Raw genomic sequence first — 12912 nt, 5'->3', positions numbered from 1 at the left:
ACCCTCCGCCAAAGTTAATCAAGGTCAGTAACGGGCCGGGCCGGCGCCCAACTCGGACACCGGAGGAGCCGAGTGGGGCGGTTGCTCGCCGCTGCGCAGCGCCGGGGTCAGTACCCGGCCGACGCGCTCCACCAGCAGCGTCATCTCGTACGCCACCAGGCCGAGGTCGCAGTCCGGCGCGGCCAGCACGGCGAACACCGAGCCGTTGGTAATGGACATGACGAACAGCAGTCCACGGTCCATCTCGACGACGGTCTGGCTCACGCCGCCGGCGTCGAAGATCTTGGCCGCGCCCTGCGTCAGGCTCATCAGCCCGGAGGCGATGGCCGAGAGCTGGTCCGCCCGCTCCGGCGGGAAGCCTGCCGAGTAGGCCATCGGCAGACCGTCCGAGGAGACCACGACGGCGTGCGCGACCTTCGGGACCCGGTCCGCGAAGTTCGTCACCAACCAGTTGAGATCCTGCCCGCTCACCGGGTGCCTCCTGTCTCTCCGCCGCCCTGCTGCGACGGATTTTCACCTGTGCTATCGCCCTGCCCGCCGTCCTGCATGTGCGTGCGCCCACGGTGGACGCCGCGTTGCAGACTGGCGAAGCGGTTTCGGACGACGTCAGCCGACTGGCTCTGCCGTGGCGCCGGTGGCTGTTCCACCGGCCCGGTGCCAGTCGTTCGGGTCCCGGGTGACGCTACCGCGCCGGGGACCCGGTTCTTGCCGGGCACCCGCTTGGGCAGCCCGACGGAGGTCAGCTTGCCGGCCACCGGCTCCCGGACCGCCTCGGCGGCCTGGAAGCCCGCGTCGGCGGGCGACTCCCAGCCCTTCACCGGATCCTTGCCTCCCCCAACCTCGGTACTGCGCTGGAACCACTCCGACTGCATCGCGTCGAAGATCGGTGACCGCTCCGGGCTGCTCGGCGGCGGCTCGGACCGCACGACGGGCTCGGGAGCGGGCGGCTCGAGGACCGGCTCCTCGAGCGTGAACGGCGCGGGCTGCCGAGGCCCGCCCTGACCGCCGCCCTGCGGCTCGCCCCACGACGCGCCGCGACCGGCACCCGATTCGGATCCGGGCTGGCGGCCCCGCTCTGCGCCGCGACCATAGTCGCCGGCGCCGGCGCTGCCAAAGGCCTCCACCGCGGGTTGCGGGCCGGTCTCCCACGAGATCTGCCGGCGCTGGTTGGGCTCAGGCGCGTTCTGCTGCTCGGGAATGCGCGGCTGCGCCTCGGGCACGGCCGGCAGCGGCCCCGTCTGATGCCTGCCGTCCGTCACGGCGGGCAGCGGGCCTGTCTGGCCCGGCGGGTCGGCGCGGCCGGGCAGCTGCGCGCCCGGCTGCCGGACGGGCAGCGGCCCGGTCGACGTGTGCGACGGGCGCGACGACTCCATGGGCGACACGATCTGCTGCGGGCCCGTCCCCTGGATCCTCGGCAGCGGGCCGGTGTTGGACACCCGCGGCTGCCCTCCGGTGTTGCGGCGCCGCGGCTGCGGTCCCGGGTCCTGGTAGGACGGCTGCGATCCCGTGTCTTGGTAGGACGGCTGCGATCCCGTGTCTTGGTAGGACGGCTGCGATCCCGTGTCCTGGTAGGACGGCTGCGATCCGCTGTCTTGGTAGGAGGGCTGCGATCCTGTGTCCTGGTAGGAGTGCCTCGGCCCCGAGTCCTGGTAGGACTGGCGCTGTCCCGAGTCCTGGTAGGACGGGCGCGAGCCCGGGTCCTGGTAGGACTGGCGCGAGCCGGGATCCTGGAGCGACGGGCGCGGTCCGGTGTCCTGGAGCGACGGTCTGGCGCCGGTGTCCTGGAACAAGGGCTGCGCCCCGGTGTCACGGAACGTGGGCGGCTGGCCGCCGCGTTCGTCCGCACCGGGCTGCTGGAAGGCACCGGACGCGCCGGGCGCAGGCGCGGAGAGCGCCATCGGGGAGCCCGCGCCGGCCGACAACACCGGCGCCGGGACGTCGAACTCGCGGTTGCCGCTGAAGTTGCGCGATCCCACGCCCCCGGACTCGCTGGGGCTCACGCCCGCGTCCGGCAGCACCACGAACGCGGTGAGGCCGCCGCCCTGCGCGGCCCGCAGCTCGACCCGGATGCCGTGCCGGACCGCGAGGCGGCCGACCACGAACAGGCCCATGCGGCGGGCAGCCGAGAAGTCGATGACCGGCGGGTTGGCCAGCCGCCAGTTGGCCTGCTCGAGCTCCTCGACCGACATGCCCACGCCGTTGTCGGTGATCTGCAGCATCGCGCCGCCGCCGCTCAGCAGCTGGCCCGACACAGTGACCTTGGTGCTCTCGGCGGAGAACACCGTGGCGTTCTCGACCAGCTCGGCCAGCAGGTGCACCAGGTCGTTGACCATGGGACCGGCGACCGTCATCTCGCCCTGGACGCGCAGCGCGACCCGCTCGTACTGCTCGACCTCCGACAGCGAGGCGCGCACCACGTCGATGAGGGGGACCGGCCGGTTCCACTTGCGGGCCTGGTCCTGGCCGCCGAGGACCAGGAGGTTCTCGCAGTTGCGGCGCATGCGGGTGGCCAGGTGGTCCAGCCGGAAGAGGTTGGCCAGCTGCTCCTCGTCGCGCTCGCTCTGCTCCAGCTCCTCGATCAGCCGCAGCTGGCGTTCGATGAGCGACTGGCTGCGCCGCGACAGGTTGACGAACATCGCGTTGATGTTGCCTCGCAGCACCGCCTCGTCGGCCGCGAGCCGGACCGCCTCGCGGTGGACCTCGTCGAACGCTCGGGCGACCTGGCCGATCTCGTCGGTGGAGATGATGTCGATCGGGTCGACCTCGATGCCGCCTGCGGCCGCCTCCGGATCCCGCAGCCGGTCCACCAGGCCCGGCAGCCGGGTGCCCGCCACCTCCAGCGCGCCGTTGCGCAGCCGGCGCAACGGCCGCACCAGCGACCGGGCGACGATGATGGTCGCGATGAGGACGATCGCGATGACCAGGAACAGGATGACGCCGTCACGGATCGCGGCGGTGAGGGCATCCCCGCGCAGGCTGCTGGTGCGCTCGGTCAGCGACTCGCCCAGCACCTTCTCGACGTCGCGCATCTTCTCGGTCTTCGCCGTCATGTCGCGGCCCCATTGCCGCGCGGAGGTGACGCTGAGCGTCGGCCGGACCCGAAGCCGGCTGGAGCCGCGAGCCAGATTGACGGTCTGCAGGCGCGTGCTCTCGGTCTGGTCGATCTCCGCGCCGGTCACGGTGTCCTCGTACAACCGGCGCTGCTCACCGGTCGCCGTCGAACGGTACGTGGCGACCCTGCTCTCCCATTCCGCGCTCGTGGACTCCAGCGCCCTCAGTTCGGCCTGCTCGAACTGGCCGACCCACAGGCCGATGGCGACCAGCGCGCGTTCCTGGGACGCGGCGTCCTTGGCGCGCGCGATCGCCGACAGGGCCAGCGAGTTCTGCGCGAGGTCGGGCTTGGGCGCGCCCTGGGCGAGCTGGAGGTGGAAGTCGTTGACGTCGGCGATGACCCCGGAGTACTTGTCCACGACCGCGCCCGCGGGCAGCTCGTCGGCGAGCTTGCGGAGGGCGGGCAGCACCTCGATGCGGGTGAGGACGGTGCGCACGGTCAGTTCGAGGCCGGGCGAGCCCTCGGTGCTCACCCCTCGGGCCGTGGCGCGCACCCTTCCAGCGGCCTCGTCGACCGACGCCTCCTTCGCGCGGAGGGTGTCAAGGGTGACCCCGCTGTACGTGCGGCTCGCGGTCCGGTCCACCCGGAGGTCCCGTTCACCCTGGAGTTCGTGGGAGAAGGCGGCCATCTGCTCGCCGAGCTCGGCGAGGCGTTCCAGCCGCTGATAGTCCGAGACGTCGCCTAGGTCGACCGACACCCGGTATCCCGCCAGCAGGGCCGCCACGAAGGTCGGGATCGCGATGAGCGCGAACAGCCGGACCGGCACCCGCCAGTTGTGGAGGCGGAGCTTGCCCAGCCCGCGATGGGAATCGGCGGCGGCGGGCACGGCCAAGGGAAGCTCGCGCCCGGACGCGGGGGGAGCTTCCCGACTCTCATCGCCCGATTGCATACGCACTTGGCGTTGACACCCTCTCACTCACAGTGCCGTTTTCCGGCGGTCGAGGGCTGCGCGATTGGTGTGCACGACATGCCCGCTGTTCCTTCACTGCGCCCGACATTGGAGCACATTAGAAGACACGCCGCAAAGGTGTCAGCGATCTTCGCAGATCCGTACAGAACGGCAATACTTTCGTACCCTTATGTCCGATTTGCACCTTTTGTCCGGTCGCAACTTCGTCCCAAAGTCCAGGTGATGCCACGCCCGGTAATGCGACCGCGACCGGGTGCATTCCTCGTTGCGAAAATGTTGCCGAGACGGCACCGAACGAGCATTGGACGACAATCCGAGCGCGGTTCGGTACGAATCCGCGCATGGTCCGGCGTGAATCCGAGTGTGGTTCGGCGCCGTTTCGATGGTCGACACAGATGCCCGAGAGACAACACAGTGCACACCTGGACGGCCACATACCGAGACCACAACACTACGGTGCGCATCTTCAGGCACGTCAGCAGTGGTGATCGTTCCGGGCACCGCCCGCTCTCCCGTATCATGATCGTTCGCATGGAAGGTCCGGTTACGGGCCCTCCGAGCAGAACGTTCCCGTCCTGCGGTAATGTCCGGCCTGCTATGGCCTCTGACTCCCAGCCGCCGCCTCGCTCGGTGGCACGGCCAGCCCGGTCTCCGCGACCCGCATTTATGTTTCGTGCGGGTTAAGGAGCGCCATGCACCGGCCATCGTCTGTGGTGCCGTGCACGGCATATACGCGAAATGAAGCCCACATAAAAGAAGCGGCGGAACTGTGACCCCGGTGCAGTCGCCGCCTCGCCCGTCCCGGCAAGGTGAAGACCATGCTTGAGATCGCCAATCTGACGCACAGCTACGGTGAGCACGACGTGCTGCGCGACCTGACCCTCACCGTCGCCGAGGGCGAGCTGGTGAGCATCGTCGGCCCCTCCGGCTGCGGCAAATCCACCCTGCTGCGCTGCGCCGCCGGGCTGATGCGGCCCACCAGCGGCCGGATCACCCTGAGCGGCCAGGTCATCGACGGCGTGCCCGACAACCTCGCCGTGGTGTTCCAGGACTACAGCCGGTCGCTGTTCCCCTGGCTGAGCGTGCGCGACAACGTGGCCTTGCCGCTGCGCCGCCGCGGCAAGAAGCGCGCCGACCGGCGGGCGGCGGCGATGGAGGCCCTGGCCTCGGTGGGGCTGGCCGACGCCGGGCGCAAGTACCCGTGGCAGCTGTCGGGCGGCATGCAGCAGCGCGTCTCCATCGCGCGGGCGCTCGCCTACCGCCCCACCCTGCTGCTCATGGACGAGCCGTTCGGCTCGGTCGACGCCCAGACCCGCGAGGACCTGGAGGACCTGGTCCTGCAGGTGCACCGCGACGAGGGCATGACGATCCTGCTGGTCACCCATGACATCGACGAGAGCGTGTACGTCGGCGACCGTGTCGTGGTGCTCGGCCGCAATCCCGGACATGTCCGCGCCGAGATCCCGGTCGGCCTGCCGACTCCCCGCGAGCAGATCACCACCCGTGCCGCTCCGGAGTTCGTCCAGCTGCGCGCCGAGGTCGGCCGGCTCGTGCGCGGTGCCTCGCAGCAGCCAGGCGCCGCCGCGCGGACCGCGGCCGAATCCACGCCTGAAGCGAAGGCGACGGCCGGGACGACGGCTCCGGACGGCATCGTCAGGGCCGCGACCAAGTCCGACTGAGACATCAAGGACGTCAGAGGCGTCCTCGTCCGTCCCGCCACTCGCGCAGTACGCGGCACGCGGCACAGCCCCGTTGCCGAGCCCTGGATCGTGCACTCATTTGGCGTCGGCGTAGCGGTCGACGACCGCTGTCTCCATGGGGAAGACGACGGGTGTCCGGCCGAAGAGGAGACGGCGTGCCTCGTCGGCCGCCGCGTGGACCGCCTCGGACACCTCGCCGGCGAGCTCCTTGGGCGTATGGACGATGACCTCGTCGTGCTGGAAGAACACCAGTCGCGGCGGGCCGAGCGCGGTGAGGCGGCGGCGGAGCGAGCCGATCAGCGCCAGGGCCCAGTCGGCTGCGGTCGCCTGGACGACGAAGTTGCGGGTGAAGCGGCCGCGGCTGCGCAGCGCCTGGCCCGCGCTGGCGTCGTCGCCGGTCGTCGTCAGCTCCCGCCAGCCCGCGGACGGCGGCGGGCAGGTGCGGCCCAGCAACGATCGCACGAGGCGTCCCTGCTCGCCCGCGCGGGCGGCGGACTCGACGTAGTCGAACGCGGCGGGGAACCGGTTCCTGAGGATCGCGAGCAACTGCACCGCCTCGCCCGTGCCGCCGCCGTACATCGCCGACAGCAACGCGATCTTCGCCTTGTCGCGGGCGTTCAGCTCATCCGAGGGGGGACGACTCCCCACGCCCCCCACAACCGAGCGGGGCCGGCCGCCGAACGCATCGGACAGCGCGGCGTAGAGATCACCCTGCGCGGCGGCCGCGGCGAAGGCGCGGTCACCGGCGAGCGCCGCGAGCACGCGCGGCTCGAGTTGAGCGGCGTCCGCGACCACCAGTGACCAGCCGGGGTCGGCGACGACCGCCTTGCGCAGGACGCGCGGGATCTGCAGGGCACCGCCGCCGTTGGTGGCCCAGCGGCCGGACACCACGCCGCCGACCACGTACTCCGGGCGGAACCGGCCGCCGGAGACCCAGGTGTCGAGCCACGCCCAGCCGTGCGCGGTGTGCAGCCGGGACAGCTCCTTGTATTCGAGCAGGAACGGCACCGCGGGATGGTCGAGCTGCTTGAGGACGTGGGCCCGCGTCGAGGTGATGGTCAGCCCCGCGCTCGCGAAGGCCTTGACGATCTGGCCGGGCGAGTCGGGGTTGACGTGCGCGCGGCCGCCGAACGCGGCATTGATCTGGTCGGCGAGGGCCTGGAGCTTGCGCGGGCGCAGGCCGCCGGACGGACGGGGCCCGAGCAGGCCGGTGAGCAGCGCGTCGTGCTCGTCCGGCGACCAGGGCAGCCCGTCGTGGCTCATCTCCACCGCGATGAGCGAACCCGCGGACTCGGCAGCGGAAAGCAACGCGAAGCCGTCCAGCCCGGCGATCCGCCGCTGCTGGTCGGCGTGCACCGCGACGACCTGCTCCAAATCGTCGCCCTCGGCGGGGGTGGCGTCGTCGAAGAGCGAGGCCTGCGGTGACAGCTCTTCCGGCGGCACCGGATCCGCCGGGACGGGCTCGCCACGCAGCCGGGCCCACGCCGCCCGGACGGAGCGCGGCTCACCGTAACGGCCGGCATGCCCGAGCAGCAGGCTCTCGACGAGCTCCAGGTCATGGCAGCGCGCGACGCGTACACCGGCGCGCACCAGCCGCGGGTAGAGCCGCGCGGTGGAGGGCCACACCCAGCGCGGCGCGGCGGCGGACTCCCGTTGTGCGATGGCCGCGACCAGGTCGGCGACCAGCTCGCCGGGACCGGCGGGCGCGCCGTCCTCGGCGAGGGGCCGCAACTCTCCCCCGCCGTCCGGCCCGGCGGCCACCGCGATCCTCACCTGCTCATTCTGCCGCCGGCCAGTGACAAAACAGGCAGGGACACGACAGGCGGGCGGAACGCGAAAACCCCTCCGTGCCCGCGGGCGGGCACGGAGGGGTCCGGCGCGGAACTCAGGCGACCAGGGAGACCTGCTGGCCGGGAGGGGTGTCACCGTAGCGGTCGATGACCTTGTTCAGCTGGAGCTGGTAGTAGAGCACGCCGAAGCCGAGGATCCCGAGGAGGAACCCCATGCCGCCGCTGCAGGTGGCGGGCAGGCCTGCGGCCTTCTGTGCCTGCGCGATGCGGCCGCCGAGCTTGCACCACACGACCAGTGGCCAGATGTAGAGGGTGACGGCGCCGAACAGCACCGCGAGCAAGGCGTTGACAGAGGAGTCGCCGACGCGGCGGTCGTACTCGAAGAGCTCCTTGTGCACCTTGAAGAACCAGACGAGCCCGTAGATGCCGAAGGTGATGATCGGCAATCCGAGCCAGGCTGCGGCCGGGTTGCGCCGCTTCATGTTGAGACCGGCGGCGTGCGCGACGGGGGCGCCGGGCGCGCCGCCCTGTGCCTTGTGGACTGGGGCAGGCGCGTATCCGCCTTGCTGCTGCTGCGGCTGCTGCTGATATGGCTGCTGCTGACCCTGAGGGGGGTAGCTCATAACGTGTACTCCTGGCGGACGAGTCACGGATCGGTGACCGTCCGCTGTATTCGGTCATCCGGGGGTGAGATCAGACTGTACGACAGCACAGACGATCAAGAGGGGAATATCGAGAAGATTGTCTGGATATCCTGCGGCATTTTCGCATTTGGCCCGACCGGATCCGGTCAGGGCAGCGGAATCGTCACCTCGTCCTCGCACGGCGGGTCGATCTCGTGCTCCAGGCAGCCGCTCGCCGCGAAGCAGCGGAGCCGGATCTCGTCCCCGGTGACATCGATGCGCAGGAAGCTCTTGAAGAACGGCGGCCGGTCCCAGTCGGCCAGCTCCGACCTGAATCGCTGCGGCAGTTTGCGTACCGGCAAACGGGTCAGCTTGGTACGGCGCCACGCGCCATGCGGCACACCCAGCAGCGCGGCGACGAAGCGCGCGCGCCGCGACGCCGGGACGCCGTCGTACCCGCGGCCCGGTTCGATGCCGAGCCGGTGCTTGACCGCCGCCGTGGCCTCCTCGGGGGTGAGTGAGAACAGCCGGGGCAACCGCAGCCACTTGCCGTACATCTGGCTGTAGCGCGACAGCGAGTCGCCGCGCAGCGGGTAACAGCGGAACTTCGACTCGTCGACGACCTGCGTCTTGGGGATGACGTGGGTGGCGTGCATGAACGCGCCGCCGCCACCGGCCACCACGTACTGGATCGTGCGGCCGTCCGGCGTCTCGATCGGGTAGCGCTGGTAGTTGTGGATGTCGCCGCCGATCGCCGCGACGTAGTGGTGCGCGGGATCCTGCACGATCTCGTCGACCGTGCCGCCGCCCTCGACCCGGCCGGGCTTGTGCCGGTCGTCCACGTACAGCGGCTTGCCGGTGATGAGCAGCTTGGGCTTGGGTCCGGCCGACATCTCCCGCAGCCATTCCCCCTGGTCACGGTCGATGCCGCCGGTGATCCCGGTGTCGATGCCGATGATGCGCAGTGCCGGGGTGTCGATCGCCCAGTACGGGCCGGGCTGCACCGTGCGCTGGCCCGGCGCGCCGCGGTACTTCGCCCGGGCCGCCGCGAGGGTCTCCTCGTCGACCGGGCCCGACTTGCGCCACAGCAACCGGGGCAGCAGCCGAAGCGCGCCCCTCCAGGGCTCCGGATGGCACGCGATGTCGAGGTCGCAGAAGACACGCAGGAAGCCCCGCAACCCGTCGTACCAGTCGTGGTTGCCCGGCACGGCGTAGATCGGCCCGGGATAGTCCTTGTACGGACGGAAGTACTTGGTCTCGTAATGCTCGGCCTCCCCGGACGGATAGACGACGTCGCTGGCGATCACCATGAAGTCCGTGTCCTTGCCCGCCTTGAGCGCGGGCGGCACCACCGCGTACTGGGAACGATCGCCCTCGCCTGTGTCGCCCAGAAGGAGGAACGAGAACTCCGGGCTCGACCTGTGCACGGTGAACGCGGCGGGCGTCCCCCGTTCGGCCAGCGCGGTGACGCAACGGCGGCGGATGCCGTCGGACGGGTCGCCGAACCACTTCGCGATCACGTCGTTGCGCGAGCGCCACAACACGGCCGGCCGCCGCCAGGAGAAGCCGGGCGCCCGGCCGTCCGGCATCAGCTCGCTGAACGTGCCTGGCCGGTGGCAGGCCCAGCCGGCGCCCGCCTCCGATGTACGCGAGTTGTCGGGCCGGGGCCCGGGCGGCGGCACCGAGTCCTCGGCGTGCACAGAAAACCTCCGGTGGGTGAGGGATTAACCACACCCTGTCCCGGAGGTGATCTGTGCGTCAAGCGCTCTCAGAAAGCCCGGCAGCCCTTAAGGCGCGCCCTAGTGGGCGCCGGTTCCGGTGAGCGCGCGGACTTCGAGCTCGGCGTAGCGCCCCTCGTCCTCGGGCCGGCGGCCAGCGGTGATCGTGCCCAGCGCTGCGGCGAGGAAGCCGACCGGGATGGAGATCAGTCCCGGGTTCTCGAGCGGGACCGGTGCCTTGGTCGTGCACGAGAACAGCGCGTCGGGGTTGCCGACCGCCTTGGAGTCGGCCGCGACGCCGCAGTCGGCGGCCTTGTCGGCGGCGAGCTTGACGCCCGGCTTGGTCTCCGAGGCGCCGCCCCACGCGACCGGCGACAGCAGCACCAGGACGACGGCCGAGATCAGGCCGCCGTAGATGCCCCAGACCGCACCGCGGGTGTTGAACCTCTTCCAGAAGAGGGAGAAGAGCAACGTCGGCAGGTTGGCCGAGGCGGCGACCGCGAAGGCGAGCGCCACCAGGAACGCCACGTTCAGGCCACGGGCGAAGATGGAGAGCACGATCGCGATGGCGCCGATGACCAGCGCCGCGATCCGGGCCATCCGCACCTCGTCCCGCTCGGTCGCCTTGCCGCGCTTGAACACGTTCGCGAACAGGTCGTGCGCGAACGAGGACGACGACGCCAGCGTCAGCCCGGCGACCACGGCGAGGATCGTCGCGAACGCCACCGCCGCGATGATCGCCAGGAAGATCGCGCCACCGGTCGAGCCGGCCCCGCCGCCGAGTTCCTCGGCCAGCTGCGGTGCCGCGGTGTTGCCGCCGGGATTGGCCTTCTTGATCGCGTCACTGCCCACCAGCGCCGCGGCGCCGAAGCCGATGACCAGCGTCATCAGGTAGAACGCGCCGATGATGCCGATGGCCCAGTTGACCGACTTACGGGCGGCCTGGGCGGTCGGCACCGTGTAGAACCGGATCAGGATGTGCGGCAGGCCGGCGGTGCCCAGCACCAGGGCCAGGCCGAGCGACAGCAGGTCGAGCTTGGACCACACGTCGGTCGCGCCGTACTTGAGGCCGGGCTGGAGGAACGCATCGCCCTTGCCGCTCTTGTCCGCCGCCGCGTCGAGCAGCGTGGAGAGGTTGAAGCTGTACTTGGAGAGCACCCAGATCGTCATCACCAGCGCGCCGCTCATCAGCATGACGGCCTTGACGATCTGCACCCATGTGGTGCCCTTCATGCCGCCGACCGTGACATAGAAGATCATCAGAGCGCCGACGACCACGATCGTCCAGACCTTGGCGGCCTCGCCCTCGGTGCCGAGCAGCAGCGAGACCAGGGCGCCCGCGCCGACCATCTGCGCGAGCAGGTAGAAGATGCTCACCACGATGGTGGAGATCCCGGCGGCGGCTCGGACCGGCCGCTGCCGCATCCGGAAGGCCAGCACGTCGGCCATGGTGAACCGGCCGGAGTTGCGCAGCATCTCCGCGACGAGCAGCAGCGCCACCAGCCACGCGACCAGGAAGCCGATCGAGTAGAGGAAGCCGTCGTAGCCCGATAGTGCGAACAGGCCCGCGATGCCGAGGAACGAGGCGGCCGACATGTAGTCGCCGCCGATGGCCAAGCCGTTCTGGAACGCGGAGAAGGACCGGCCGCCCGCGTAGTAGTCGGCGGCGGTCTTGTTCTGCCGGCTCGCCCAGACCGTGATGTAGAGCGTGATGGCCACGAACAACGCGAAGAGGATCAGCGAGAACGTGCGGTGCTCGTTGTCGGCTCCCTGCGCCAGCACTGGCGCGGCGAGAAACTCCCTCACTTGCCCTCCTCCTCGTCCGGCAGTTCACCCTTCGGCTCGCCCTTCGACGGCTCAGCCTTCGACGGCTTGTCCGTGGAGGGCTCGTCCTTCGAAGGCTCGGCCGCTGTCTCCTCAGCCGCAGTCTCCTCGGCGACCGCGGTCTCCTCGGCGGCCGGCGCCTTCTCGGCCGGGGCTGCCGGGGTCTCGGGGGCTTCCGGAGCCTCGGGCGCGCCGGTCTCCAGGAGCGCAGCGCCCGGCGCCGCGTCCCGCACCGCCTCGGCCATCGGCTCCAGCTTGCGGCTGGCGTACCGCTCGTAGGCCCAGGCGATGAGGAAGGTCGAGACGAACTGGAGCAGGCCGAAGACCAGAGCGACGTTGATCTGGCCGACGACCTTGGTGTTCATGAAGTCGCGCGTGTAGGCCGACATCACCACATAGAGCAGGTACCAGATCAGGAACGCCGCCGTCATCGGGAACACGAAGCGGCGGAAGGCTTGCCGGAGTCGCTTGAACTCCGGGCTCTCACTCAACTGAAGGTAGACCCCGTTCTCGATCGGGCCGTTGCCGGCGCCCGTCGAGCCAGGGCCTGACGTATCCGCTGTCACGCACACCTCCGGGGAAAGTTCTCCTCGCCAATCTCACCAGGGAGCATGATCGCGATGCGGCCCCGGCGTGGCCGGTGCAGGCCATTTGACCAAGAACTTGGTTGGCCCCTGAAGGCCGGATACCCGGTCGATGCACGCTCGATGCAGGACTGAGACCTGTGTCACATAAACCGTGCGTGACCGCGTTCTGACACGAACGGGACGCGCGTCACTCCACCACGAACGTGCGCGTGTCGCCGGTGGGGACGATCTCGCGGCCGAGCGGCAGCAGCGCGACCGGCACCAGCTTGAAGTTGGCGATGCCGAACGGGATGCCGATGATCGTGATGCACAGGAGCACGCCGGTCACCAGGTGGCTGAGCGCCAGCCACCACCCGGCCACGATCACCCAGATGACATTGCCCAGGCAGGAGCCCGCCCCGGCGTCGGAACGCCGCACGACGGTGTTGCCGAACGGCCAGAGGGAGAACAGCGCGATCCGGAACGACGCGATGCCGAACGGGATGGTGATGATCAGGATGAAGCAGATGATGCCTGCGACCGCGTATCCGACGGCCAGCCAGAACCCCGACAACACAAGCCAGATGACGTTAAGGAGAGTGCGCACGGGTCACACCCTAGGAGCATGAGCATCCGGTCACGAGATCTCAAGCGCACACATCATGACTA

The 12912-nt window shown here is 70.2% G+C and carries 9 protein-coding genes; 1 reads left to right on the top strand and 8 read right to left on the bottom strand.

The window, feature by feature from the left end; genetic code table 11:
- Nucleotides 1-24 precede the first annotated feature (24 nt).
- Together ACH34W_RS01720 and ACH34W_RS01715 are read right to left on the bottom strand one after the other, a co-directional pair.
- A complete protein-coding gene (locus ACH34W_RS01720; RefSeq protein ID WP_395958853.1) occupies nt 25-471 on the bottom strand; it encodes a roadblock/LC7 domain-containing protein in 447 nt (148 codons plus the stop codon).
- Entirely contained in the window at nt 468-3938 is a 3471-nt protein-coding gene (locus ACH34W_RS01715; protein WP_395959284.1) for a nitrate- and nitrite sensing domain-containing protein, read from the bottom strand. Before ACH34W_RS01715 ends, ACH34W_RS01720 begins: the two co-directional genes overlap by 4 nt.
- A gap of 902 nt (nt 3939-4840) precedes the next feature.
- Here ACH34W_RS01715 and ACH34W_RS01710 point away from each other — a divergent pair.
- Nucleotides 4841-5701, top strand: coding sequence for an ABC transporter ATP-binding protein (locus ACH34W_RS01710; RefSeq protein WP_395958852.1), 861 nt, complete (start codon nt 4841-4843; stop codon nt 5699-5701).
- A 96-nt stretch (nt 5702-5797) separates the two neighbouring features.
- Here the strand turns inward: ACH34W_RS01710 and ACH34W_RS01705 are convergent, their stop codons facing one another.
- The 6 genes from ACH34W_RS01705 to ACH34W_RS01680 form a co-directional block, all read right to left on the bottom strand.
- On the bottom strand, nt 5798-7495 hold the full coding sequence (locus ACH34W_RS01705; protein WP_395958851.1) for a bifunctional 3'-5' exonuclease/DNA polymerase: 1698 nt from the start codon (nt 7493-7495) through the stop codon (nt 5798-5800).
- Between the two features lie 112 nt (nt 7496-7607).
- Nucleotides 7608-8135 (bottom strand): DUF4234 domain-containing protein, encoded by a 528-nt coding sequence (locus ACH34W_RS01700; RefSeq protein WP_395958850.1) that lies wholly within the window; start codon nt 8133-8135, stop codon nt 7608-7610.
- A gap of 167 nt (nt 8136-8302) precedes the next feature.
- Nucleotides 8303-9835 carry a metallophosphoesterase family protein gene (locus ACH34W_RS01695; RefSeq protein ID WP_395958849.1) on the bottom strand — a complete coding sequence of 511 codons (1533 nt, stop codon included), beginning with the start codon at nt 9833-9835 and terminating at the stop codon, nt 8303-8305.
- 99 nt (nt 9836-9934) lie between these two features.
- Complete coding sequence (locus tag ACH34W_RS01690; protein WP_395958847.1) at nt 9935-11659, bottom strand: cation acetate symporter; 1725 nt, start codon at nt 11657-11659, stop codon at nt 9935-9937.
- Nucleotides 11656-12243 carry a DUF485 domain-containing protein gene (locus ACH34W_RS01685; RefSeq protein ID WP_395958846.1) on the bottom strand — a complete coding sequence of 196 codons (588 nt, stop codon included), beginning with the start codon at nt 12241-12243 and terminating at the stop codon, nt 11656-11658. The genes ACH34W_RS01690 and ACH34W_RS01685 overlap by 4 nt, the downstream gene beginning before the upstream one ends.
- A gap of 208 nt (nt 12244-12451) precedes the next feature.
- Nucleotides 12452-12850 (bottom strand): YccF domain-containing protein, encoded by a 399-nt coding sequence (locus ACH34W_RS01680; protein ID WP_395958845.1) that lies wholly within the window; start codon nt 12848-12850, stop codon nt 12452-12454.
- Nucleotides 12851-12912: the final 62 nt, after the last annotated feature.

The sequence above is a fragment of the Actinomadura sp. 6N118 genome, from assembly GCF_044326415.1.
In the GTDB taxonomy this organism is placed as follows: Bacteria; Actinomycetota; Actinomycetes; order Streptosporangiales; family Streptosporangiaceae; genus Spirillospora.
Note: the sequence above shows the minus strand (reverse complement) of the source record. Positions and strands in the feature narration are given on the sequence as shown.